The organism is Sandaracinus amylolyticus (genome assembly GCF_000737325.1).
Lineage (GTDB): Bacteria > Myxococcota_A > Polyangia > Polyangiales > Sandaracinaceae > Sandaracinus > Sandaracinus amylolyticus.
The window spans coordinates 8,285,942-8,312,140 of record NZ_CP011125.1; the positions used below are offsets into that span (position 1 = coordinate 8,285,942).

Annotated in this window: 15 protein-coding genes; 4 read left to right on the plus strand and 11 right to left on the minus strand. The window is 66.1% G+C overall.

Going from position 1 to position 26,199, the window contains the following annotated elements:
- Positions 1-1,387 precede the first annotated feature (1,387 nt).
- The 4 genes from istB to DB32_RS50385 form a co-directional block, all read right to left on the minus strand.
- Entirely contained in the window at positions 1,388-2,203 is an 816-nt protein-coding gene (istB, locus tag DB32_RS34980; RefSeq protein ID WP_053234869.1) for an IS21-like element helper ATPase IstB, read from the minus strand.
- Positions 2,200-3,756, minus strand: coding sequence for an IS21 family transposase (istA, locus tag DB32_RS34985; protein WP_157069319.1), 1,557 nt, complete (start codon positions 3,754-3,756; stop codon positions 2,200-2,202). The genes istB and istA overlap by 4 nt, the downstream gene beginning before the upstream one ends.
- A gap of 455 nt (positions 3,757-4,211) precedes the next feature.
- Positions 4,212-5,180: a reverse transcriptase domain-containing protein gene (locus tag DB32_RS44650; RefSeq protein ID WP_075097699.1), complete on the minus strand. Its 969-nt coding sequence runs from the start codon at positions 5,178-5,180 to the stop codon at positions 4,212-4,214.
- A 48-nt stretch (positions 5,181-5,228) separates the two neighbouring features.
- A complete protein-coding gene (locus DB32_RS50385; RefSeq protein ID WP_476707530.1) occupies positions 5,229-5,681 on the minus strand; it encodes a hypothetical protein in 453 nt (150 codons plus the stop codon).
- 821 nt (positions 5,682-6,502) lie between these two features.
- Here DB32_RS50385 and DB32_RS35000 point away from each other — a divergent pair.
- Positions 6,503-7,243: a hypothetical protein gene (locus tag DB32_RS35000; protein ID WP_157069747.1), complete on the plus strand. Its 741-nt coding sequence runs from the start codon at positions 6,503-6,505 to the stop codon at positions 7,241-7,243.
- A 447-nt stretch (positions 7,244-7,690) separates the two neighbouring features.
- On the opposite strand, the gene DB32_RS35010 is transcribed toward DB32_RS35000, so the two are convergent.
- The 4 genes from DB32_RS35010 to DB32_RS35025 are packed head-to-tail and all read right to left on the minus strand — an operon-like array spanning position 7,691 to position 13,198.
- Entirely contained in the window at positions 7,691-8,548 is an 858-nt protein-coding gene (locus tag DB32_RS35010) for a ComEC/Rec2 family competence protein (RefSeq protein ID WP_169791658.1), read from the minus strand.
- A 1-nt stretch (position 8,549) separates the two neighbouring features.
- The gene (locus DB32_RS35015; RefSeq protein WP_420820945.1) at positions 8,550-9,716 is read right to left on the minus strand and encodes a patatin-like phospholipase family protein; all 1,167 of its coding nucleotides are present in this window, start codon (positions 9,714-9,716) and stop codon (positions 8,550-8,552) included.
- Positions 9,717-9,769: 53 nt separating this feature from the next.
- On the minus strand, positions 9,770-12,025 hold the full coding sequence (locus tag DB32_RS35020; protein ID WP_053237011.1) for a ThiF family adenylyltransferase: 2,256 nt from the start codon (positions 12,023-12,025) through the stop codon (positions 9,770-9,772).
- A 6-nt stretch (positions 12,026-12,031) separates the two neighbouring features.
- A complete protein-coding gene (locus tag DB32_RS35025; RefSeq protein WP_053237012.1) occupies positions 12,032-13,198 on the minus strand; it encodes a ComEC/Rec2 family competence protein in 1,167 nt (388 codons plus the stop codon).
- 296 nt (positions 13,199-13,494) lie between these two features.
- On the opposite strand from DB32_RS35025, the gene DB32_RS35030 reads away from it, so the two are divergent.
- The 3 genes from DB32_RS35030 to DB32_RS47490 all read left to right on the plus strand — a co-directional run bounded on the left by DB32_RS35030 (position 13,495) and on the right by DB32_RS47490 (position 19,700).
- A complete protein-coding gene (locus tag DB32_RS35030) occupies positions 13,495-14,151 on the plus strand; it encodes a hypothetical protein (RefSeq protein WP_157069748.1) in 657 nt (218 codons plus the stop codon).
- A gap of 273 nt (positions 14,152-14,424) precedes the next feature.
- A complete protein-coding gene (locus tag DB32_RS44655; RefSeq protein WP_169791659.1) occupies positions 14,425-15,792 on the plus strand; it encodes an MBL fold metallo-hydrolase in 1,368 nt (455 codons plus the stop codon).
- Positions 15,793-17,534: 1,742 nt separating this feature from the next.
- Positions 17,535-19,700, plus strand: coding sequence for an alpha/beta hydrolase (locus tag DB32_RS47490; protein ID WP_157069749.1), 2,166 nt, complete (start codon positions 17,535-17,537; stop codon positions 19,698-19,700).
- A gap of 302 nt (positions 19,701-20,002) precedes the next feature.
- Here the strand turns inward: DB32_RS47490 and DB32_RS35045 are convergent, their stop codons facing one another.
- Genes DB32_RS35045 through DB32_RS35055 form a run of 3 tightly spaced genes read right to left on the minus strand, consistent with a single transcriptional unit; the run spans position 20,003 to position 26,065 of the window.
- Positions 20,003-23,122: a type I restriction endonuclease subunit R gene (locus DB32_RS35045; protein WP_053237016.1), complete on the minus strand. Its 3,120-nt coding sequence runs from the start codon at positions 23,120-23,122 to the stop codon at positions 20,003-20,005.
- Positions 23,119-24,432, minus strand: a complete 1,314-nt coding sequence (locus DB32_RS44660; RefSeq protein ID WP_075097701.1) for a restriction endonuclease subunit S — start codon at positions 24,430-24,432, stop codon at positions 23,119-23,121. The genes DB32_RS35045 and DB32_RS44660 overlap by 4 nt, the downstream gene beginning before the upstream one ends.
- Complete coding sequence (locus tag DB32_RS35055) at positions 24,425-26,065, minus strand: class I SAM-dependent DNA methyltransferase (RefSeq protein WP_083458603.1); 1,641 nt, start codon at positions 26,063-26,065, stop codon at positions 24,425-24,427. The genes DB32_RS44660 and DB32_RS35055 overlap by 8 nt, the downstream gene beginning before the upstream one ends.
- Positions 26,066-26,199 lie beyond the last annotated feature (134 nt).

Below are 26,199 nucleotides of genomic sequence, written 5' to 3' on the forward strand. Positions count from 1 at the left end.
AGCTGGACGGAGTGCAGCGACGCGACGAGCGTCGGCAGCAGACACGAAGTGGATGCTGGTGACGGGAGTCGTTAGGAGCTGCACGGAGTCCAGCGCCAGCTGGACGGAGTGCAGCGACGCGACGAGCGTCGGCAGCAGACACGAAGTGGATGCTGGTGACGGGAGTCGAAGCGCTCCGGCAGATGGGAATCCTGCGGCCCGCAGCGCATCGATGACGACGAAGGCCCTTCCACACGACACCCAAATCGCAGGCGAAAGTACCGAGGCGGTGCACGGAGCTACGCATGTAGCCACGGCCACGACCGTCCTGCGTGCGCTTCGGACCGCGACGACCGACGACGCCACGCGCGCAGCCCTCGACGTCGCAATCGCCGCGCTCGAAGCGCACCGATAGGACAGGAATCCTTTCGAGCTCGCATCTCTTTGCGATCGTGGGGAACGGTCCGACGGCGGCGGCGAGCGGAGATCCGCCGTCGAGTGCCGCGCGATCACATCGTGCATCGTCAGGACGCTGAGGGATCCTCGATTCAACGGGGATTTTCAATCGGCTCGGCCTGCGCAGGCGCGCGAGAGACGTCGGATTCGCAAGGGATTCGAGATACGGATGCGACGGGCCACGACGGCTCGTCCCACCTCAGCCCCGCCTCGCCCCACTTGGACGGCACCTCGCCGCGTACCCGGATGATTGCCTCTCTGAGCTCGTCGATGGTGGAAGCGGTGGCCGTCGGCGACCTCGAGGCGGCCAGGGTCGCGCACGCTGCGATCGGGCATCTGCTGACTCCGTCGGCACCTGCGATTGCCGGAGCGGCGATCGTCGAGCTCGCCACGCCGCCCCGGCACTCCGACGCGGACGGACCGGTGACACGCTTGGCGACGACACTTCTCGCCCAGCGCGCGGCTGTCCGCGCTCGCGACGGTGGGCCGTCGAGGCGCCCCCGAACGCAAGCGTCTTGAGGACGCGATGCGCGAAGCCGGCGTCGCGGTTGCGATTTGAGCGTTGGCCATTCGGGCCCCGCATGATGACGATCGGAGCGCCACGGATGCCCCACGAGCGGAGGGTCTGGGTCCTCTCCGCGAGCTTCGTCCAGAATTCGACGAGCCATCGGGCTCCACGCTCTTGTTGACGCCCAGCGGCCCCGCACGGGCTCCAGCGTTCGTGTAGCTACGCCTCGCCTGCGGCGTGCACCGATGCGACCCTCGGTCCGATGGACGAGGAAGATCCCACCAAGAATGCGGTGAGTGCTGCCGGTCTTCACCCTGAAGCGACCGCCCTGTTTTCAGGGTCATGGGACCAGGGGGAAGTCGAGCGACCGGATGCAGGATGCGCGATCCGTCTCGCTCGTGTCGAGACAGCGGAGGCGCGCGTAGCGCGCCGACGTACGCCGCGTCAGCGGCGCTTTCCGATCAGCGTCTTCTTCTCGACCGGCGAGGACGGCGGAGGGTCGTCGTCGCTGACCTTCGGCTTGAGCCTCGCGCGATAGGATTCGCCCTCGACGACCAGGTCGAAGGCGTTGTGGATGAAGCGATCGACCGCGCTCTGCGCGAGCAGCACCTCGTCGAATGCTGCGAGCCACTCCGAGGTGTCTCGGTTGCTCGTGACGATCGTCGATGCGCGGCCCGAGCGCTCGACGAAGAGCTGATAAACGTCTCGGCTCTCGTCGCGCGTCATGGGCTCGAGCGCGAAGTCGTCGACGACGAGCAGATCGATCGTCGACAGCTCCGTCATCACCGCGTCGCGCGAGTTGTCGAGACGGCTCTGCTTGAGCCGCCTGAGCATCGCGTCGGCGCGCGTGAAGATCACGTTGTAGCCGTGCCGGCACGCGATGTGGCCGAGCGCGCTCGCGAGAAACGTCTTGCCGACCCCGACCGGCCCGAGGATCACCGCGTTCTTGCTCGCCTCGATGAAGCGAAGGCTCGTCAGCTCCGCGAGCACGCGCTTGTCGTATCGGACCTTTGCGCTCGAGTCCCAGCGCTCGAGAGTCATGTCCGGATCGAGGCCCGCCTTCGCAGCGCGTCGCGCGCACGCGCTGCTCTCACGACGAGCGATCTCGTCCGAGAGCACGAGCAGCAGAGTCTCTTCGAGCGAGAGCTTCTGCATCTCCGCGAGCGCCATGCGATCGGGCAGCGTCGCGATGATCGGACCGAGCTTCAGCTTCTTGAGCACCTTCTTCAGCTCGGGCGAGATCGACGGCAGCGTCTTCATCGCTCGCCCTCCTTCTTCGTCGCGAAGAGATCGGCGCCTCGCGCGAAGCGGGGCGCGCCACCGCTCGAGAGACGATGCAGCTTGCCTTCGTCGTGCGCGCGCTCCTCGCCGGCGATCGCGAGCTTCAGCATTCGCGCGATGCGAGGTACGTCGATCACATCGAACTCGAGCGCACGCGCGCACACCGCGTCGACACGCGCCTCGCCGTAGCGATCGCAGAGCCGCACGAGCTCGTAGCCCTGCCTCATCGTCGTCCACGGCAGCGGCCCGCCGAGCAGTCGCTCCGCGTAGCGACCGACGTTCGCGCCGCGCTGCTTCGCGCGCGCGAGCAGCGCATCGACGCTCCTCATCGCGAGCTCGCCGACGCCCTGCGGATAGTCGTTCGGGTCGGTCGACCGCTTGCCCGCCGCGACGCGCGGGTGCGTCTTGATGAGCTCGGTGCCGAGATAGATCCGCACCATGCGACTGTCGGCGCGCACGCGGACCTTCTTGCCGATGAAGCGCGTCGGCACGGAGTAGAGCGACTTGAGCACCTGCACGTGATGGTCGGGATGCACCTTCGCGTCGGACCAGTGCGGCACGTCGAATCGCTCGGTAGGCGCAGGGCCGAGGAGTGATCGCTCCTCACGCTCGAAGAGGTCGCGCGGCACCTCGCGCGTCGTGCCGTGCACACGCGCGCCGGCGACGTCGCGGCACCACGCTGCCGCATCTCGACGCGCGTGCTCGAGATCGTCGAACTGCTCACCGGCGAACCAGCTCTCGCGCACGTACGCGATCTGATTCTCGACGCGGCCCTTGTCCTTCGGCTGACGCACGCGCGCCGCGTCGACGAAGAGTCCGCGCGCCTGCGCATAGTCGGCGAACGCGTCGACGATCGTGGGCCCGATCGCGTCGGCCTTGGAGACCATCGACGATGCGTTGTCCGGCACGATGCGCTGCACGACGCCGCCGAAGAACTGCCACGCCGCGTCGAGCCCTTCGCAGACCGTCGCCGTCGTCTGATCCCACGTCGGCCACACGAACTGGTAGCGGCTGAAGCAGAGCGTCACGACGAGCACGTAGAGCGCGCGCACGCGACCCGCTGCCGGGTCGTAGACGTCGCCCATCTTGCCGAAGTCGACCTGGGCTTCTTCTGCAGGCGGCGCGTCGACCACACGCACCGTCGGCTTCTTCATCCGCCAGCTCAGCTCGTCGATCGCGAAGCGGCGCAGCGTCGCGTAGCTCACGTCGACGCCGTGGTCGCGCGCGAGCAGCACGTGCACCTTCGTCAGTCGCAGCGGCTTCGTCTGCGTGAGCCACGCGGCGATGCGATCGCGATGCTCCATCAGCATCTCGCGCTCGACGCTCGGCTCAGGAAGCGCGCGCGTCTGCACTCGCGACGCGACCTGGTGCACGAGCGCATCGTCGAGCTCGGTGTCGCGCGACACGCCCAGCGCATCGAGCACCGCGAAGTAGCGGCGCACCGTCTTCCGATCCAGTCCCGTCTCGCGTGCGACCTCGCGCACACGCTGTGCGGCCTGCCAGCGGCGCACGATCTCTCGTACTTCGATCATCGTCAGCTCCCGGAAGCTCACCGGCACCCCCTGCGCGCTGCCCCACGTCGGCGCGCAGGAGGGTCGGTCGTTTCACGCTCCGGTCGCTCGGCTCGAACCGCTCGGTCTCGAGGTCATGAAGGCGGTCCCATGACCCTGAAAATCGGGTGGTCCCATGACCCTGAAAATCAGGGGCACGCCCCTCGCGGGTCGGTCCCATGACCCTGAAAACCAGGTGGTCCCTTCAGGCTGGAAATCGCGCCCGAAGGTGGTCCCTTCAGGCTGAACACCGGCAGTGAGTGCTTTCCGAGAGGGCCGCGCCTGGGCTGAGCCGGGCGTCTTGGTCGAGCCGGCCCGCCCGACGGCCTTAGTCCAAGAGCACCCCGCTACCGACCGAAGCTTTGTGAGGGGGGCTCGATCGGAAGACCGCGCCACCCTCCTCCGCGACGACGGATCCGGAGATTGGCGCGTCCTTCTCAAGGGCAAGGAGTGTCGGATTCAGATCCGGCACTGGATGCCCCAAGGTGCTCGCGTCGCGGTCGGTGGCGAACCAGGGTGGATCGTCTAAGGCAGGTCTGGCGCTCGTCGCCGCGGCCGCGCGCGGCACCTGCTGGTGATGAACGAACAGAAGTGTCGGGTAGCCCGGGCTGATCGCTCAGCCCGGGCCCCCACCAGAACCGGACAAGGAGATTTCCACCATCCGGCTCTTCCGCCGAGGTCGTCTCACTAAGCCGTGAGCCAGATTTGAACACGAATGTCGCTCGCGGCAACGGGAGGCGATTCAACAGCTGGTCGAAGCGCGCCCATGTCATTCGCGATCGTTGACTTCGACGGTCGAGCCACTTGTGCCAGACGCGTCGCGTCCATTGAAGTAGCCGCGCCAAGCTGGCCAGGTTGCCATTCACGCCGAAGTAGTTGATGTGCCCATTCAGTCTGCGACAAAGCGCCTTGTGCTGCGCCTCGACAGGGAGATGTCGGTGGCTCCGACACCACTCCGCCACGGACACGAATGCCCGTGATAGGCGCGCACGGCGCGTCTTCATCCCGAGCGCCCACGCTCCCGTGTGGGATCGACGCCAGAACAGCGTGAACCCGAGGAAGTCAAAGGTGCTCGCTCCCTTTCGATCGTCCGTATTGCGCGGCGGCTTCTCGAAGGGAAATAGGCGCGTCTTGTCGGGATGGAGCCGGAGTCCAAACTTCTGCATCCGCTGCTCGATCACCTTCATCACGCGCTCGGCGTCGTCCTTCCGCTCGAAGCAGATGACGAAGTCATCTGCATAGCGATTGAGCGTCGCGCGACCGCGCAGTCGAGGCTTCACTTCCGCCTCGAACCACGCGTCGAGCACGTGATGCAGATAGATGTTGCCGAGCAGCGGCGACAGGATCGAGCCCTGCGCCGTTCCCTCGTCCGGCTCGGAGTATTCCGCGCCGTCGAGCACGCCCACGTGAAGACACTTTCCGACGAGCCGCGTCAGCGACTCGTCGCCGATCGTTCAGGGCGCGCTACGCGAGTTGCTGGAGGCGATCCACGAGCAGGACTTCTTGCCCTGTTCGTATGGCTTCCGGCCGGGGCGCAGCGCGCACCATGCGCTGCGTGAGCTGAATCGGATCCTGTGGACCGGCGAGGCGGCTTGGGTGCTGGAAGCAGACATCGAGTCCTTCTTCGACAGCATCGATCGCGAGATGCTGAAGGAGATGCTCCGGCGCCGGATCTTGTCCTCGATACACGAGATACCGATCGCGCGCGTCTTGCCCGGCGCTTTCGGATTGTGGACGCGACGGATCGGTTGGTGACGGTACAGCTTCGTCTTCAACCTCCCGTGCAGGTCCTGGATCCGCGTATCCAGTTCCTTCGCGTACGCATCCTTGGTAACGCCATCGACGCCGATCGCCACGTCCTTGCGGATTCGCTCGAACGCGCGATGCAGCGCAGCTTCATCGATCAATGGGCCAGCGTGCGGAACTGCAATTGAGGATCTCGCTCTGCCAGCTCCGCTACCTTCCGAAGTCCGGGTGACATGTGATTCGCCGCCGTCGGTGCGTCGGCCATGGTTCCCTCCGAAAGCTCGTCCTCGACACGGACCGCCTTCGCTCCATCCGGTCCAGCTTGCCTCGCTGTTCCCCGACGTCGTCGCTACTACGCAGTCCTCCGACTCCCGCGTATCCTTCGGCCTCGGCTGTGGTCTCCCTCGCCTTCGGCCTACCGCTGCGCGTGTCCGCTGGTTTGTTAATCGCGATGGATCTCGCCGACACCGACGATCGTCGCGGAGAGCTCGGGGCTCTCGCCGGGATTGGTCACCGGGTCCCTTCGCACCGGCATGGTTGCGCGCGGGGAGCGCGGGTCTCCCAGGTCACTGGGCCGGCCTCTTTCGTCACGCCGTGGTCTCTCACACTCCGCCGGGTGTGTCGTCTCCTCGCCCAATCGCGGATCGGACACCGTCGCCTTCAGGTCGGGTGAAACCCTGGGCACCCGGAATCGCCCCATTTCGGCGCTGACTCCACGGCTCGAACGCTCGCGTACCTACGCATCGCCCGACGCGTTACCGCGTCGATCGCAAGGCTCGCTTCCCGGTCGTCGGGCTCGACGTTCCGAGGCGGGATTCGCACCCGCTGGACGACGCTTCCGACTTTCAGTTGCTCATCGCGAAGCTCCTTCCTGTCGGACCAGTGCTGAATGGTCGCACCACCCGCACGGGTGATTCGCCTGCGGTCTGCTCCACGCGATCGTACCGAGCAGCACGACGCCTACCAACGCGTGGAGGGACAGATGGAGAACAGACTGGAGCAGTACTTCTGCGAAGCGGTCCGCACGGACACCGCGTATTTCGGCGAACCCGATCCGGCAGACACGTGGGAACTCGGCGATTACGGCCTCTGGGACGGGAAAGTCCTGCGATACGCAGGAAATCTCCGTGACCTCCCCGACATGCCGGCTGTCGAGGAGGATGGCTCGGGTCCGAGTGTCGATAACTTCCTCATGTCCCACGAGGCCCGGTCGGAGAGTTTCGAGGCGGGAATGAAATTCGTAATGCCAACCGGAGAGGTGAGTCTCGCGGTCAATGCCGGAGTGAAGATCGCGTTCCGCAGAAGCAACCAGTTCTGGATGTATCTCTCGGGCCGCCAAACATTCCGAATGGAAAACACCGCTGAGATCATGGATGAGCTCGTTCGGCGCGCGAAGCTGTCGAACGAGGACGCGAAGTGGTGGAACCACGGGCGGTACCGGGTAGTCACGACGGTAGTCCGTACGAAGCAGCTCGCTATGATCATGTCTCGCGCCGACCACTCGTCGTTTTCCATCGAGGTGGACGGAAAGGGCAAGGCGGCCGACATCGATTGGAACGCCGCGACGAAGTTCAGCTGGACGCGAGAGAGTGGTGGCCTGATCAAATGGCCGAAGATGGATGAGCAGGCGGGCAAGTTCTATACGCCCCTCTACAAGCTCTCCCACGTTTCGCTCGAACCCACGTGGAAGGGCTGGCAGGCGACCGGAGGCGTCGGTCAGTAGCGCTGGGGCTCGGGGTACGACCGAAGACACACGCGGCGGGATCGTCTTCGGTCGTCGGTCCGAGCCGTCGCCCGAACTACCGCCGTGTACTGAGTTCGCGTATGCGCGCGTTCGAGTTCCTCAAGCGCCCGCGGCGATTGCCTCACGCATCGCGAGCGCGCCGTCCGCATCCTCTCGCTCGGCGGTTCGGAGCGCGCCGCCGACCTCGCCGATCGCGGGGGCCCGCCGCAGCTCACGCCGTCGGCTTGTGTGGAGTCGCAAGAGTTTCGCGACGCGCGCGTCCTCGTCAACGTTCAGGTGCCGTTCAAGTGCCACTCCACACAGGATCAAGCTCGCGCACAGAGCACGATCCTGGCGCAGTGCCGGCCTCATCGCCACGAAGGCGACTGCGACTGACGAACGGCGGCATGGCGCAAGTAGGCAACGGCGAAGCCTCGCGATGAGCGCTCACGCCGGCGTCCATTTCCGCGTCTTCATGCCGAGGATTCCACCGGTCGTGGCAAGCGAGCCGTGGACGGCAGTGCAGAAGGTACTACAACCCTGTTGCTTCAGGAGTGCAACCGTGTTCGCTCCAGGGTGGCCGTATTGATTGTTGCGGCCGCAGCTGATGTGGACGTGGCTCGGTCGAATGCGATGCAGCGCATCCTGGGTAAGTCCGTGGTTCGATCCGTGGTGCGGCGCGATAAGAAGGTCGGCACGAAGGCGGCCGCGGAAGAGGCGGGCCATTGCGTCCCATCGTGTAGCCTCGGTGTCACCGGGAACCAGCACCTTGAACGAGCTCAGCGACAGGCCGGACCGTTCGACCTTCACGACGAGCGAGCTGTTGTTCGACGTATCCATGTCCTCATGGTGAGGACTGAATGCCTCGAACGCGAAATCATCCGAGAGCTCCGAGAGCACCGGGTCCTGGTCGATGCGCACCGACACGGCGACCAGCGGAGAACGTGAGGACTTTCGGTCGCGCTGCTCGCCGCGAATGACGCGAAACACAGCTGAGGCTTCCGCGGTCTCCTTGAAGTACGTCGGGTACATCACCCATGTCGGTTGGTACCTGCGCAGAACCCAGGCGACACCGCGTACATCCGCGTGATCGGCGTCGAAACCCGTCAAGACGAGCCCTCGGACGCTCAGTCCTTCGACCGCCTTTGCAAGAGCGCGCTTGACGAACTCCTCCCGTCCGCCGCGCGGCGGCACGTGCGTGTCGAAGACAATGGCTTCGCTCGGTCCTCGGAGGACCCCGAAGTTGCCCTGGCCAACGTCGAAACTAATGAACTCCACTGCGATCAGCTCTAAAGTGGTATTCACCTCAGATATCATGCATGTAGTGCATGAGAAGGACTCGGGTAAGCTGCTCGCCCCGGCGCGTGAGGAGCCGAACGTTCTCCTCCGACATGGGCGAGAAGTCAGTCGGATAATCAATGACGCACCGGCGCGCGACGAGATCGGGCGGCGCCCACGGCAACCGAGCGTCGTCCTGTCCGAGATACGGCATGACCATCCCCTTTATGCGCCCGTCCGACGCGTGGCGGTGCAGCCGGTTGCGCGTGTCGTTCTGCACGCGCCGGAACACCGTCTCGAACGCGGCCGTCATTCGCGTGAGCCACCAGTACGGGATCGATTTGCCCTCCACGACACCCGCTCCGGCGTCGCACGCGATGATATAGTCGGGTCGGGCGATGTGCGCGCTCACGCTCGGGTCTCGATCAGGTTCCATCGGGGCCGTGCCGAGGTTGTCGTAGACGCCGCCGTCCGTGAGCAGCACGCGCTGGCGTTTCGTCTCGCCGCCTTTCGTCGTTAACTCCATCTCGCAATCGAGCGCGGGAAGGAACACCGGGTACGCCGCCGACGCAGCGACCCCAAGGCTCACCGGAACGCTCGCGGCCGTGATCGTGCCGTGACGACGCGAACCGACGACGTCACTTGCGAACCGGAAGGCGGTTCCGGTGCGGAGCTCGGTTGCGTTTATGAAAACGTCGAGGGCGCCGTGTCGGGTTCTTCGCTTCACGTCGCTCATCCGCGCCTTGCCGAAGATGAGCGCGTCGAGACTCCGCTCGAACGACGTCGTCCTGCTGTGCCAGCGTCGAAGCGGCGGCTGCATCCGGCGCACCCGCCTCGAGAATCGGCCGGCCACCACTCGCAAGATGTCCGCACCAAGCGCGAGAACGGATGCCGAGAGCGACGTGAAGAAGGACGCGACGAGATCGGTGGGAGACAGGACTCGAGACAGGATTGAGCCCGCGAGCCCGCGTCGCAGCACGTTCACCACGCGCGCGTCGAAAGCCTCAAAGTCGTCGTCACTGTACGCGTACATCGCGCCGATGACGGAGCCCCCGGAGACCGTCGAAAGCACGCGAACCTGTTCCAGGATCCCTCGATCGTGCAGCGCGCGAAGGCACCCCAGGTGGAAAGCCATCGCGCGGGCGCCGCCGCCCGACAGAGCGAGCCCGATCTGCCTTGGAGGGGCTGGGGACACGACGACGGTGCCGCTCTCCGCTGTCGGGTCCTGCGCGGGTCGAAGTTCGGTTGTCATGGCACGAAGTCGGCCCGCGAAAAAAGGTATGCCCCGTGACTTGCGGGACGGCCCGCGGACGTGCCCAGGATTACGAGGAGCGCTTTCTGCGTTCTCGTGCCCGCGAGGCTCGTGAGACGCGCCATTCCCTCTCGATCCGTGGCGCTCGGAATTGGCTTCGCGTCGGGATGCGTGTGCCACATGCCGATGTACTCAACCGATCGGCGCGTGCGGGCGCGTTTCTCGGCGCAAGCGGCAAGGACGCCTTCGACGCCACACTCGAACACATCGGCGCGCGCGCGGCTGTCAGGCGGCGGTCCGAGAATCTCATCAACCCAGATGACGCGGCACGCGTCATTTCTCTCGCCGAAGAGGATGCCTCCGGTCTCGATACTCGGTCCGTGGACGCGTGCCGATCGCACGGTCCACCCTGCGAGTTCACGCCAAGCTCCGGCCGCGATACGGATCTGGTACCCGGATACCGCATCATCGCAGATGACATCGGCCGGCCAGACAACGCAGGCGTGGCGAACGCAGCCCGGTGGGGACCGCACGTGGGGCTGCGCGATGAAGTGGGCGCAGGCGGTCGCGTCAGGCGCAGGGTCGGACAAGCTCACTGCGGCGAGGTTCAGACCGGTTGCGGCGAGCCCGACGAGGTCTGCCGCCGAGCCCCGGAACGTGCTCGCGGAGCATCCGGGCTCGGGCTGGAAAACCGGCGCGCGCACGACCGGCCAGAACGCATCGGCGAAATCACGGAGCTCACGACGAGCGCACGCGGCGAGCTTCGCTCGGCGCGCGACGTCTCCTGCGGCTCCAGTGTGCTCGGCTCGCGCGATCGTCAGGAGCGCGCGCTCCGCCCCGCCATCCACCACGAGGTTCACCAGGGGTACGCGGCGTACCGATGCTGCGCGGCGCAGCTCCACCTTCTCGAGCACCGCGAGGCTGGCGCTGGCGTCAACGACTACGTCGGTTCCGTCGGTCCAGTCATCACAATCGAGCGGGTCGACCAAGAGTTCCGCGCGGTGCGGTTCCACCACGATCGACGGGTCAATCCGCGCCACGCGCGCCGCGACGAGCTCCGCTTTGTGGCGCCCGATATCGAGATCCTCAAAGGGCTGGCGAACGAGAACTCCCGGCGCGACCGTTGACCGGTCACGGAGCACGAGTCGGCGAACGCCAGCTCGTGCGAGCAACTCCGCGATGTGACCTCCGAGCGCGCCGCAGCCCCAGACCGCGACCGCCTTGCCGGCAAAGTAGTTCATCGGCGCGTGCTCATCGCGCCGGCGGGTCACTGCGGGCCGCGCCTCTCGGACAGTCGCCCACTCGATCTTCGCCTCAGCGGCCCAGGACGCGACGCTCTGAAGCAGTGCGTCCTCGATCTCGCGAAAAGCGGGATCGTCAAGCGCTGCCACCTCGAGAAGCGCCCGGAGCTTGTCAGCGAATGCCGCGTCGACACGCCACGCAGCAACGTGCTGCTCGAGTTGACGCGCGCCGCTGACGCCCCGCATGGGCGTGCCGACGATGACGTAGAGTGGAGTCCCGTAAGCGTTGCGCGTAGCCGCGGTGAACAGCGGGCGAAATCGCGCGGTAACGCCACGCGCTTCAAGCAGTCCGAAGAGATCCGAGACCTTCGCGGGGTACTCATACGGCATCGACGTATCGAGCAGGATGGCGGCGCCGGCTTGCAGCCCGCTCGCAGGGGTTTCCTCAAGCGAGCACCAGCCGACCAGGTCGACCCGCGCCTCGTGAACGACGTTCACCTGCGCGAGGCCGATCCACGGCGCGCCGTTCGGCGCGGGTGTATCGATCCGCGGAATCACGGTGATGCCCGACCGCTGGTACGCGACCGGCGGGTGGAGCGGAGCGCCTTCGGGCTCGAACTCGCCGCGCGCCCCATGCGAAAGCCAATCCACAAGCCGCGTAAGGAACCCGAACATGCCATCGCGCGGAGACCACTCGCTCTCGGTCGATTGGTAGAGGCAGAGCGAGCGCTTCCACTGAACGTGCCCGAATCCGGCGAAGCGATCGTGGGCTGCACACACGCTGGGTGGCACGAACGGGAAATCGTCCGGGATCGAGATCGTGAACCGTTCTCGATTCCGGATCGGCAGCCCCCCGGCCCGGCGCTCGAACCCGCCGCACCAAACGGCGAGATCCACGCACAGCGTGCGCGGATCCGGAACCCAGCTCCGGCGGACGCGGAACCGGCCGTTCGAGGCGTCCTCGATATCGCGGAGCTGCTGGAGCGCCTCGTCGTGCGGCTGAAGCCCCATACGGTTTCAGCGCGCCGCTCCGAACCCCACGCGATCGCGGGACGGCTCCGGCGCACCGCGCGCAGCGTCGATGTCGGACTTCAGCTGCGAGGCGCCGTCGTGCGCTTTCGTGGACGTTGCCGCTCCCGCCAAGGATAGACCGCTTGCAGTCATCGTGAACACCATCACGGTCGGATCCTCGGAGTTCGGATACTCCATCGTGCACAGGACTCCATTAGGGGCGATGATTTCGTACTGCTCCTTCGCGATCGCGTGTGGCGGGTTGTCGCCGGGCTCGTTTTTCTCCGGGATGCAGTGCGAACTCACCACGACGTAGCCATCGGGCTGAGCGGCCTGCTCGAGCACGTCGAGGAGATCCTGCTGCAGTACTTCCTCGTCGTCTTCGCTCTCCCCCCAGAACATGACGGACTTCGAACAGTGGTGCGGCGCAAGGAGGATGTTCCACTTGAGATCTTCTTCACTGCTTCGGTCGAAGATCGCTTTCACGGTCGGGTAGCAGAGATCGCCGAAGAGCAGCGCGCGCCCGACCGCCTCGCCGTCGAATAGACTAATCTGCAGCCCGACGCAGGAGTCGTTGCGCTCGCTCGCGATATCGTCTTTGAACGGCGCGTGCACGAACGCCCGGAATGTCGCCGAGAGGTCGGCGCCGTCGATCTCAGTGACCGCATTCCCAGGGATCGTGAGCCGGGCCTCAGGGAAGCCCTTGTAGTCGCTCTCCTGCAGTACCTCGTGGTACCCGATGATGCGCACGCGGTCGCCCGCCGGGACCGTGCCCTTGGCGTCGATGGTAGCTTTGACGCGTCGTTTCGCCTCGGTCTGGAACGCCCTGGCATCGTCGCCGAGGTCACCCTTGTACTCGGTAAACACGCGAGGCGTGAACCACAGCTCGCCGATGCCGACCTTCTTCTGCAACTCGGCGAAGCCTCGGCAGTGATCAGTATCAGGGTGCGTGAGCACAAAGAGCGACAGGTACGGCCGGCCGTTCTTCTTAGGCAGCATCTGCACGAGCTCGTCGACGATCGGAAGCGACGGGTCGTCATCGCCTTCGGCTTTCTCAAGGTGATTGACGTCGACCTGCACCACCGTGCTCTTGTCGATCGCGATCGTCGCGCTGTCGCCGGTGCCCACTGGCCAAAAAACGAATCCCTTGTCGGGAAGCGTGCGGGTGGTCATGCGATACCTCCTGAGCGATCGTTGTGCGATCCATCCGGGCCATCGACGCAACGCGCGTCGCAACACGGGTTGCGCCGCCTAAGCGCGCCGCGCCGCTCGTGCTCTTCGTAGGTTTAGCTACCGAGGAACAGGAGGGGAGCCTGGCGCGCCCGAAATCATCGGTCACGCCCGCGGAAGTGGACCGCACCCACCGTCTCGCGTCAATCACCCTCACGGGTGATTGAGCACACTCGAGAGGCACGCCGAGACTGTCATGCGAGCGTCATCATCGTGACGCCAGTGATACGGTCCACCGAGTGTCGAACTCGCTAAAACGCGTCTCGATCGCGCTGGTCGCAGCTTATGCATTCGCATACGCCGCAACGGGAGCTTGGGTTGTGCACGGCACGCCCGCGATCGCGGAGTCTGCACTCAACTCGGCCGGAGGGATCGACTGGACCAAAGCCGCAATCGCCGCGGTTGTCGCAGTCGCCGCGATGGCTCTGAACGGTGTCGTTGACCACGGAACGAAGACGTCCATCGTTTACCTGACACGCCGCTATCCTGAGCCCGGCACGCGCGTGTTCAGCGCACTCATCTCGGGCGACCCCCGTATCGATCCGGTCCGTGTGCGTGCGCTGGTCGGCGGTGAACTCCCTAACGATCCGGCCGAGCAGAATAGAGTATGGTATCGGCTCTACCGCGCCAACGAGAGCGACCCGTCGGTGCGACAGACGCACTTCGAGTGGCTGCTCTTTCGCGACTTGACTTGGGTCTCCATCGTACTGGGCTGCTTAGGATGCATCCTCGTGTACTCAGCGATGCCGACCGCACGGATGGCGACGCTGTATGCATCCGCATCTGTCGGAATCACGATCGTATTCTGCATCGTTGCGCGCGCGCGCGGCAACGCGTTCGTGCGCACGGTCGTAGCTGTGGCGTCCGCCGGAGTTGAGCCGGCCGCGAAGGGCTGATTCGAGAGCGCGTCTCCGCTGCAACAGCTCGCAGCGTGCCTCGCCTCGGAGAACTGGCGCCTGTGACGGATCGGGGGACCGCGTTGCCCCACACCGCGCAACAGTGTCGCCGGCCCGCCATTTCCGGTTGACCGCGTGAGGTCGCCCTGAAACTTCATGGCTACTATCCCCGAAATTGCATCTCGCTACTCCATCCCCCTGTGCTGCGTTCCCAGCTTAATCGAACTCTGGCGCCTGGGAGAGCTGCTGGAGCTCTCTGCCACTGACGCTGTTTTGTTCGAAGCGCTGGAGAAGGCCTACGCGGAGGCGAAGACCAAGTTATGCGACCGCGTCGGACGCAAGCAGGCGATCGCGTTCCTAGTGGAATACGACGCCATCTCGCGTGCAATCGTCGGCACTCCCAGCCAGACCGGGACGCGGCATGAAGTAGGCACTGCCCAAGGAGCGCCCATGTCACGTGCGACCGCCGTGTTCACCCAACGCCCTGTTGGACAGGGCGGATTTCTAACTGGAACGCTTGAGGCTCTCGACGAGGAAGTCAACATCGTTTACGACTGCGGATCGCGCAACCAAAAAGAGCTGCGACGCGAGATCGCCACGTTTCAGCATGGCCCGGGCCGAAGAATCGACATACTCGTTCTCTCGCATCTCGACTCTGACCACGTGAATGGCGTCGAGGCCCTTCTCGCGAAAAACGGCGCAGGAGCCGTGATCTTGCCGTATCTCACGCCAGTCGAGCGCGTCCAGCTCGCTGTCGGAGAGATCAGGAGTGACGGATACGGGCCGGATGCCGCCGAGCGCATCGTAAGCCCAATCAGTTGGTTGAGGAACCGCGGAGCACGGCGCGTTTACCTCGTGGCGCGCGGCGATCACGACGGTAGCCCGCGCCTTCTCGAACCGAAGCCACCTGAACGGATCCACGCGGCGCAATGGTGGGAGCTCAGCGGCGTCCATTCCACTGATGTTGCAGCCGACGGCGCAATCGGTTCTGGCGGCGTGCTGAAATTGCGAGTACTGGGCGCAGACCTCTGGGACGTTGCCCTATACGCTCCGCGCATCGACGCGAAAGCGCAGCTCGACCTCGAACGTCGCGTGTGCAGCGCCCTAGAACGCTCGGTCAACTTCGATGCAGTGTTGAGGGAGGCCGTCTGGAGCGAAACGCTCAGGAAGCGACTGGTGAGCGCGTATGACCGTGCGATCGGACGTGCACCGAATGACATGTCTCTGTGCATGTGCACCGGACCGAGCCATCCGGATTGCTGGAGGGCAGTGGGCCGGCAGCCTTCACGGAGGCTGAACTGGTTGTCCACGGGCGACCTTCCGCTCCGGTCAGCAGTGCAGATCGCGGAATTCGCGGCCGGGTTGGATCCCGTTCGCCTTCGGGGCGTGGACGTTTTCGTGATCCCCCATCATGGGTCCAAGCACAACTGTGACGTTGACGAGCTGAGCAAGCTGCTGACGCCGCGCGACTGGCTCGCTTGCGCTGGCCGCTCGGCTCATCATCCCTCGCCGGCCATACGCCGCCAGATCACGAGATGGCACCAGGGATCGTTCAAGAAAGTCGGGTTGCTGCCCCGAACTGCCTTCCGCCGCGCGTTTCGGACGAATGGACTGGCTAACCCCGGAGATCAGAACCGTTGATTCGCATATCCAGCGTAGCGAAACCAGCGCTCGCAATGGTGCCGAATCACTCGACGACGCGCTCGCTGGGCGAGGCGACATACAAGAAGCGGGCGCGCAGAGGCTGGGCGCGAATGAACTGCTTCAGCAAACCCCCGCGCGGACTCGATGGGATTCAGGTCGGGAGAGTACGTCGGCTGGTACATCACCTTGGTGCCGTGGTCGGCTCGCGATGCGGGCAACCCGCGGGTCGTGAGCGCGGCGAGGTTGTCCAGACGAGGACGTGCCGCTATTGAGGCTGGAAGAAGCTTGCCCCGAGCCACGCCACGAACCGCTCGGCGTTCATCGTCGCGAACATCGTGGATGTCTGAACCCAGCCGGAGAGGCGAATCGCGCCAAGCACAGTGAGTTCGTGCCCACTTTGATCGGGCGCCGCTCCACGCGTTCGTCGCCGCTGGGACCCATGCGTGCGCGCGATGCATGACGGTCGTGAGCCCGATTCGTCCAGAAACCACAAGGCGCTCGAAGGGAACGCGCCGGATGCGACACACGAACGCCGCACGTTGACGATCACGTCCTCTCGAAGCTGCTCAGCCGGGGCGGACACGCCTTTTTTCCCCACGCACCCGTGCCGATGAAGAGCCTTTCACACTCGGCACCTGCGCGCCGACTTCCTCGGCGACCTCGGTTGAGCTCGACATCGCGTTCGGATGCGCTCGGAGAGTGGCCGCCAGCGCCTCGCCGGCAACACGCGGAGGGGGGGCCGCATAGTGCGGCTTCGGGCTCAAGACGCCCACTCCCGCGCCAGTCACCCCATCGCTTGGCGGACGCAGTGACGGCGCCGAATCGGGTCCCGCCTGCTCGCCCCGTCTCGAAAGCCTCGACCACTTCTTGCGAATGACGGGATACCTCGCCCACCTCGCCCATCCCCTGGGTGGATCACAGCTCCCGAGCGGAAGTGCGGGATAAACCTCGCGAATTCTGGACAGAGGCGAGCGGAGGGCACGCCGCGCAGTATCGAGGCGATGATCACCCCGCGATCGATCCACCCCCAGGGGTGACTTAAGACTTGGCAATGGAGATCCCTCGGCTGCAACGATCACTAGACAGCGCCAGTCGGCTTTCGCTACGAATGCTCCGGGTCCCAGTGCACCGAGATGTCGGCGGGCAAGGGGAGAGCGGGGTGTGATCGGACGGAGTCACACGTTCGATTGGGTCCAGGCCGCGGCAGGTGCAGTGCATCGTGAGAGCTATCGACGGCGCGGCCCGCTCCCATCCGAACGAGCTTGGCGCGTTTCCTACTGGTCAACGCGCGGATTGGCGTGCCTTTCGGGATGCCAGCATCGTGCGGCTTCTGCGCGGCGGGTTGAGGGCAAGCAAGCACAGGTATGCCGATCTCTCTTCATAATACTCTCGCTTGGATCGCGGGGACTGTTCGATTTGCCACGCGCCTGAATTCGCCTTCACGCGCACGGATAGCTGTTTATGAGGTGCCGCGCACGGACGCCGGTCCGACGGCCGCGGACGTCGTCCTGCTACATGGACTGGGCGGCGATGCATGGGGAACATGGGCTGCGTCAGAACATCCGGAGGCTTACTGGCCCGGCTGGATGTCTCGAGGACTTGGCGTCCGTGTGCTGTGCGTCCAGTACCCCACGCAGGTAGCCAGCTTTCAGCCCACACCGAACATGCCCGCGCCCTGGCGAGCGGGGCTGGTGGGTAGCGCGTTGGAAACCGCCGGAGTCGGGACGCGCCCTTGGGTCATGATTGCCCACAGCCTGGGCGGAGTCGTCGCGAAGCACCTGGTCGTACAGCTCGAGCGCAAGGCGGACACGCGCCCCATCGTTGACCAGCTGCAAGGGATGCTCTTCATCGCAACTCCACACGATGGGTCTCACGTGGCGAACATCGCGAGTCACACGTCGTGGCTTGTGGGGCAAGATGTGCTCTATCTCCAGCGGCGGCGCGCCTGGGGGGAGCTCGAAGAACTCCATCAGCAGTTTCTCGCATCTGTGGGTACTGCGCGTGATCGCCGCCCCGCAACCGGCGCTGGCGCGCGCCCGCCCCGGCTGCGCGGCATGTACGAAACTCTCGAGACCAAGGGAGTGCTCGTCGTGCCCCGGAGCAGCGCTCTGCGCGGCATGGATAACGAGAACAATGACCCCTTCGCCGCCGTTGATGGCGACCACTTCGCGTGCTGCAAGCCGGAAGCGCCGTCCGATCCGGCATACGTGCGCATGGAAGAGTATGTGCGCGCGCTTCTGACCGAGGCGCCACCACCGTCTACATCGACGGATCCACCGTCTACATCGACGAAGGGACCGTCTACATCGACGAAGCCGCTTCCACCTGTACCCCGCCCGAGAAGACGCTCGCGCGCTGTGGGCGTTGGGGCGGTAGTCGCGACGCTAGCGATAGTAGTCGGCGCGATGGGCGTCTGGCGCCACGAGATGAGAGCCTGGATACAGAGCCGCCCGATCCGCCTCGCCGCGGTAGCTCATCAGGACGAGCACGCATTGACGCGGGACTGGGAAATCTCGCGCTTTGCGCACGATGGCGATCCACTTCACCCCGCTCGAACACTTGGCGACGTGCTCGTCGAGGCAAACAGCCAGGTGCGTCAGCTGCGCGAGTGCCTGCAGGAGTCGACGGGATCGAGGGCCGACTGCGTTGGCGTGACGATCATCGTCGCGCCCGGGGGCACCGGGAAGGGACCCGTCGGTCGCCATCTTGCGGTGACCTTGGCCGGCGCCACACGCATCGACCTCGCATGGCCCCGCGACGCTGGTGCGGCATTCGATTCGCTCGGAGGCACATACGAACCGTACTCCACCGTCCCGGGTGTGCTCGCAGCGTCGCTACCCGCACCCCAGTTTGATCGCGTGCGGTGGCCGCATGCGCGCGACGGTGCTGCTGATCGTGCCACGGACGCAAGCGAATTGAATGTACCCGGGAGCGCTCCAACGGACGCTGCCCGTGACACGGGCAGCGGCGCGCTCGCCGCGCGCTTTTCCGCTGTCATCGACTTTTACGGACAGAACGCTCCGGCTCATGAGCGTGGGTTCATTCGTGCGAACCCGAGGACCGTGATTGTCGACTCACTAGATGAGATCTCGGCGTCAAGCGGCCGGGCAATACTAGAACTCGCAACAGCATGGACCGCCGAGGACGACGAACGGGCCGTGGTGTTCCTGAGTCGTGCCGAGGCTGCCATTCCGCTGGTCCGCACGCACGGAGATACACGCGCGATTGGCATTGCACGTCTGGATCCACTCTTCGTGGGCTCTGGCGAAACGTTTCTCTGGTACCTGACGGACGTTGCATGCACCGCGCATCTCCGCGGGGTGCCGCTCCCGTCGAGTGCGCAGGGAAGAATGACGTGCGCGGAGCACGAGTCGTGGGCTGATCGACGAGCTTGGGCTGTCGACGCCGCGGCCGGCCTCGGACTGGATGGCGCACGTGACCTGCTGTACGCAGGCGAAACCGGAAACATCGTCATCCAGGCCGCGTTCGACGGAAGCGACCGAATCCCCACGGCAGTCCTCACTAGACTCCTGCAGCGGGCACGCGAGCACCACGGTCGACCTCAGCCCGGTGATCGCTTGTTCGCGCCCTACTTCAGCGCGCTCTCGACGCTAGCTCACGAAGGCATTCCACGCGGTGCGGGCATGACGCGCGCCGATGTCCTCGTCGGCATGGGGGCAGTGCGTTTCTCTGTTGGATCGCAATCGTACGAGATTCGAGAGGCCGACCTGCTGCGGTTCTCGGGCTTCGTCGCATACCACGGCGATGGCTTTGAATTTCATCCGCCAGCGCTGCAAGCCGTACTCGCATCGGCGGAGCTCCGCGATGGGCAAGTCGTCGTCGACGAGGCCCGCTACGGCGCGGCCATGGCCTGCGTTCTTCCGGGCTGCCCCCTTGGGCTCTAACTAGGCTCCCCTCCCCGCACGGCAGGTTGATGAATAGCGGTACTCGCAGGTAGCCCTCCCGCAGCGCGCCGCGATCGCGCTCTTCAAGAGCGTTGGTGGCTCGCAAACACGACTCTGGCGAGGAGCCCGAACCTCGGGCTCTGCCGTCGATATCTGACGTCTTCCGGCCGGGTGGGCGATGCATCCACCGGAACCCGTCGGGTCGCCCGGACGCACCCACGCGTGTGCCGCGGCTCGGCCGTGAATCACACTCCTCAACGCGAAAGCGCTCGTCCAGCTTCTGATACCGAGCGGCTCGCGCGCTACGCCGCCCAGTTGGCCGCCAGCAACTCGGCCTGTCTGATGATGGTTTCAACTGCCGTCTCGGTCTTGTCAGGCGGGTAGCCGCATTGGCGCAGCTTGCGCCTGACCAGCGTGCGCAGCTTCGCGCGGACGGTCTCCTTCATCGTCCAGTCGATCGTGACCGAGCCGCGGATCGTCTGCGTCAGCTCGCGCGCGATCTTCGCGAGCACCGCATCGCCGAGCACCGCGACCGCGGAGTCGTTGGTCTCGAGCGCATCGTAGAACGCGAGCTCGTCGTCGGTGAGGCCGAGCTTTTCGCCACGCTGGTGCGCGGCCTTCACCTCCCGCGCGATCTCAAGCAGCTCCTCGATGACCTGCACCGTCTCGATCGCGCGGTTGCGGTAGCGGAAGATCGTCTGCTCGAGCTTCTCGGAGAACGCCTGCGACTGCACGAGGTTCTTCTTGCGCCGGAGCTTGAGCTCGTCGTTGAGCAGCTTGCGCAGGAGCTCCACCGCGAGGTTCTTCTGTGGCAGCTCCTTCACCTCGGCGAGGAACTCTTCGGAGAGAATCGAGATGTCCGGCTTCTTGAGCCCGGCCGCGGCGAACACATCGATCACGCCGTCGGTCACGATCGCCTGCGAGACGATCTGGCGGATCGCGTGCTCGACGTCGGCCTCGGATTTCCCTCCCGGCGCGCCGCCGGTCGTCTTCACCACGGCCGCCTTCACGGCCTGGAAGAACGCAACCTCGTCGCGCACCGCGATCGCTTCGTTGCGCGAGGCCGCAAGCGCGTACGCCTTCGACAGCTCGGTGACGACCTTCACCAGACGATCGCTGCCGTCCTCGATGCCGAAGACGTGGTTCTGCGCGGCGGGTAGGATCTTCAGTCGCTCGACTGGCGTTCCGGTGAAGAACTTCGAGTAGTCGAAGCCGTGGAAGAGGTCGCGGCTGATCTCGAGCTTCTCGAGCATCACCTCGACCGCTTCGTCGAGATCGACCGTCGCCTCGCCTTGGCCGCCGCTCTCGGTGTACGTCGCGAGCGCGCGGCGCAGGCTGTCGGCGAGACCCAGATAGTCGACGACGAGGCCGCCCGGCTTGTCGCGGAAGACGCGGTTCACGCGCGCGATCGCCTGCATGAGCCCGTGCCCCTGCATCGGCTTGTCGACGTAGAGCGTGTGCATGCACGGCGCGTCGAACCCCGTGAGCCACATGTCGCGCACGATGACGATCTTCAGCGGGTCCGCCGGCTTCTTGAAGCGCTCGGCCAGCGCCTTGAGGCGCGTCTTGCTTCGGATGTGCGGCTGCCAGCTCTCGGGGTCCGAGGCCGAGCCCGTCATGATCACCTTGATCGCGCCCGCCGCGTCGTCGCCGTCCGCGCGCCACTCGGGCCGCAGCGCGCAGAGCGCCTCGTACATGTCGACGCAGATGCGGCGCGACATGCAGACGATCATCGCCTTGCCGTCGATCGCGGCGACGCGCGCCTCGAAGTGCGCGACCAGGTCCTCGGCGATCATCTTCACGCGCTTGGGATCGCCGACCACCGCCTCGAGCGCGGCCCACTTCGACTTGAGCCGCTCCTTGCGCGACTCCTCTTCGGCCTCGGTGAGCTGCTCGAACCCGTCGTCGAGCACCGGCTTGAGCGCGTCGTTCAGCTCGAGCTTCGCGAGCCGGCTCTCGTAATAGATCGGGACCGTCGCTCCGTCCTCGACCGCGCGCTGGATGTCGTAGACCGAGATGTAGTCGCCGAAGACCGCGCGCGTGTTCTTGTCGGTCGCCTCGACCGGCGTGCCGGTGAAGCCGATGAACGACGCGTTCGGCAGCGCGTCGCGCATGTGCTGCGCGAAGCCCGCGACGAGGTGCCCGCCGCCGTCCCGCTGCACCAGCCGCGACGCGAAGCCGTACTGGCTGCGGTGCGCCTCGTCGGCGATCACCACGATGTTCCGGCGCGCCGAGAGGCTCGGCACGCCGTCGCCGCCTTCCTCGGGCAGGAACTTCTGGATCGTGGTGAACACCACGCCGCCGGACGCGACCTGGAGGAGCTCTCGCAGGTGCGTCCGATCCCTCGCCTGCACCGGCGTCTGGCGGAAGAGGTCGCGGCAGCGCGCGAAGGTGCCGAAGAGCTGATCGTCGAGATCGTTGCGATCAGTGATCACGACGAGCGTCGGGTTCTCCATGTCAGGGTGCTGGACCACCTTGCCGGCGTAGAACGCCATCGTGAGGCTCTTGCCCGAGCCCTGGGTGTGCCAGACGACGCCCACCTTGCGGTCGCCCGCCGACGACGTCGCGCGCACCGTCTGCGCGACCGCGGTGCGCACCGCGTGGAACTGGTGGTAGCCCGCGACCTTCTTGATCACGCCGCCGTCGTCGTCCTCGAACACCACGAATCCGCGCACGAGATCGAGGAAGCGCTCCTTCTCGAACACGCCCTCGAGCAGCGTCCGCATCTCCAGCTCGCCGGGCGCGGCGACCTCGACGCCGTCCACCGTGCGCCAGGGCGCGAAGCGCTCCCACGAGCCGGTGAGCGTGCCCATGCGCGCGCCGATGCCGTCGGAGACGACGAGCAGCTCGTTGAACTGGAAGAGCGAGGGGACCTGCTTCTTGTAGGTCTGGAGCTGCTGGAACGCGGCGCGCGTCGTCGCGGCCTCGTCGGTGGGGTTCTTCAGCTCGATCACCGCGAGCGGCAGCCCGTTCACGTACACTACGAGGTCGGGCCGCCGGTTCGCCTGCCCCTCGATCACCGTGAGCTGGTTGACGACCACCCAGTCGTTGCCCTCGGGCGCCGGATAAATCACGCGCAGCCGCTCGCCGCGGACCTCGCCGCCCTCGTGCGCGACCTCGATCTCCACTCCGTCCCGCATGAGCGCGTGGGCGCGCCGGTTGTTCTCGATCAGCGTCGGCGCGTCGCCGAGCAGGAGCGTGCGCCGCGCCTCGCGAATCGCCGCCTCGCTCGCGTGCGGGTTGAGCCGGCGGATGGCCTCTTCCAAGCGGCCGACCAGCACCACGTCGGCGTACGACGCGCGCTCCGCGCTTGGCTCGCCGGGCGCGATGTCCGGCCCGTGCTGAACCTCGTACCCGAGCGCCGCGAAGAGCTCGAGCGCCAGCTCCTCGACGTGCGACTCGGCGATGCCCGGGATGCTCATGTCGCCTCTCCGACGAGCTTCTCGGCGTCCCGCATGCGGACCTCGCCCGAGAGGAGCTTGGGCAGGAGGTAGTCGCGCAGCTCCGCGAGCGTGCGGGACTCGACACGGCTCGAAACAGCTCGAGCCAGCATCGGCTCGAAGGTCCCGCCTGCCGCAGTGATCACCGCCTGCGGCGGAATGGCGACCTTCGCCTCCGTGAGGTGCCGGCGCTGGATGTGCCCCATCGTGGTCGCCTTGTCCGCCGCGATCGCTTGGAACGAGGGCAGGTGATGATCGAGCCAGCCCTTGAAGAACCATTTCGGGCATCGGTCGGACGTGACCTTGAATAGATGCTGGTTGAGCGCGCCGCGCCCGCCGCACCAGACGTCCACCAACAACGAGCCCGACCACGAGAACAGGAGGTCGCCGTCTTCGATGACGTACTGCGCCGGAACCGCGGCGTCCGCGAGTTCGCGCTCGTTCGGTGCACCCGCACGGAGCTGGGCGATCTTGATCACGGGCAGCACAGGACGACCTTCGATCGGCGGGAACTTCTGGAGCGCCAACCCGTTCAGGAAGCTCGCGATGCCGTCGAGCGCGTCGACGGCCCAGCCCTTCGGCACCTCGCCGGTCTCCGAGTCATCGAACGACGCCGGGAACAGGGCAGCGGTCGCAGCGTCCATCCCGAACGGCTGCCGGCCTTCGGCCTTCGCGCGCACCGGATCGAAGTCGACGAACCACGACTTGAAGAGCGCCCTCGCCGTCTCCTCGAGCGTCTCGCTCATCCGGCGGTTCAGGTCGATCTTGTCGTCGAGCGCGCCGAGCACCGCGGCGATGGCGCGCTGCTGGGGAAGGGAAGGTGCGGGGACCGCGGCGTTGCGCAGGTCCGTCTTGTTGAACTTCGGCTGCGCGCTCCCCGAGACGATCGAGCGCAGCAGATCTTGTCCAGGCGGCGAGGACAGAAAGTAGTAGAGGAAGTCGCGCAAGAGGATCTGACGATCAGGACGGCACAGGACCGCGTTGGGTCCCAGTGTCATCGGGTACGGGAGCCGCGGCGCGCGGAACACGGTTCCTGCGTTGGCACCGACATTCGCGACGATCACGTCACCAGGCGCGACCTCGCTCTTGCGGAGAAACCGGAACGCGCTCTCCGAGACGAAGACGTAGTTGCCGTTCCAGCCGTTGCTGTGGTCGACGAGCCGGACGAGCACGGCGTACCCCGGTGCATCGAGGTACTGCACGTTATTGCGGAGAGCTTCGAAGCTCCCGTTCGCGACGTAGTCGGTGATTTCGCAGCAGTCACCGAGGCGAACAGTGGTGCGCTCAGCCATCGGTCAGCCCGGCTAGACTCGCGCGAACCACGGCGCCGAGCCGGTCGCTCTCGGCGAACTGCTCCTCCAGCTTCTTCACCAGCCTCGGGAACTTCACCTCGAAGGGCTCGTCGTCGTCCTCGACGTCCTCCGCTCCGACGTAGCGGCCCGGCGTGAGCACGTGCTGATGAGCGCGCACCTCGTCGAGCGTGTCGCTCTTGCAGAAGCCCGCGACGTCCTCGTAAGTGCCCGCGCCCTTGTCGCCGCGCCACGCGTGGTAGGTCGCGGCGATGCGCGCGACGTCCTCGTCGGTCAGCTCGCGCTGCACGCGGTCGATCATCCGGCCGAGCTTGCGGGCGTCGATGAAGAGGATCTCGCCGCGGCGATCGCGGAAGCGCTTGTCGCGCTTGTCGCGCGCCAGGAACCACAGGCACGCGGGGATCTGCGTCGAGTAGAAGAGCTGGCCGGGCAGCGCGACCATGCAGTCGACGAGATCCGCCTCGACGATGCTCTTGCGGATCTCACCCTCGCCCGACTGGTTCGACGACATCGAGCCGTTCGCGAGGACGAAGCCCGCCTGGCCGCTCGGTGCGAGGTGGTGGACGAAGTGCTGCACCCACGCGAAGTTCGCGTTGCGCGCGGGCGGGATGCCGTACTTCCAGCGCGGGTCCTCGCGCAGCCGATCGCCGCCCCAGTCGGAGTCGTTGAAGGGCGGGTTCGCGATGACGTAGTCGGCGCGCAGGTCGGGGTGCAGGTCGCGGTGGAAGGTGTCGGCGTTCTCGGGGCCGAGGTTCGCCTCGATGCCGCGGATCGCGAGGTTCATCTTCGCGAGCCGCCACGTCGTCGGATTCGACTCCTGCCCGAAGACGCTGATGTCGCCCACGCGCCCGCCGTGCTCCTGGATGAAGCGCTCGGAGGAGACGAACATGCCGCCCGAGCCGCACGCCGGGTCGTAGACGCGGCCCTTGTAGGGCGCGAGCATCTCGACGAGCAGGCGCACGACCGAGCCCGGCGTGTAGAACTGCCCGCCCTTCTTGCCCTCGGCGAGCGCGAACTCGCCGAGGAAGTACTCGTAGACGCGGCCGAGGATGTCCTTGCTCTGGTCGGCCTTGGAGCCGAGGGCGATGGTGCCGATCAGGTCGACCAGCTCGCCGAGGCGCTGCTTGTCGAGCTGCGGGCGGCCGTAGTTCTTCGGCAGCACGCCCTTGAGCGACGGGTTGTCGCGCTCGATCGCGACCATCGCGTCGTCGATCAGCTGGCCGATCGTCGCCTGCTTCGCGTTGGCCTGAAGCGTGGTCCACCGCGCCTCCTTCGGCACCCAGAAGACGCGCTCGGCGCGGTACTCGTCGGGGTCCTCGGGATCCGCGCCCTGGTCGACCTCGGCGGCGAGCTTCGCGTGCAGCTCGTCGAACGCGTCCGAGATGTACTTGAGGAAGATCAGGCCGAGGACGACGTGCTTGTACTCGGCCGCGTCGAGGTTGTTGCGGAGCTTGTCCGCGGCCTGGAAGAGAGTGCGCTCGAAGCCGAGGTCGCCGCCGCTCTTCGGCTCCTGCGTCTTGGCGCGCGGTCCGCTCGGAGGCAGGGGCGGCGTAGGCGTCGCCGCAGCGTCCGCGGCGCGTGCCGACGCTGCGCCTCCGGCGAGCCGCGAGATCATGAGCGCCTTCTCGCGTCCGCTGTCGTCGAGCCCGAGCGCGCGGCACAGCTCCTTCAGCCGGTCGCGCGAGAGCGGGTCGAGGATCTGCTCGAGGCTCGCACTCCGCGAGACGACCAGCGCGTCCACGAGCTGGT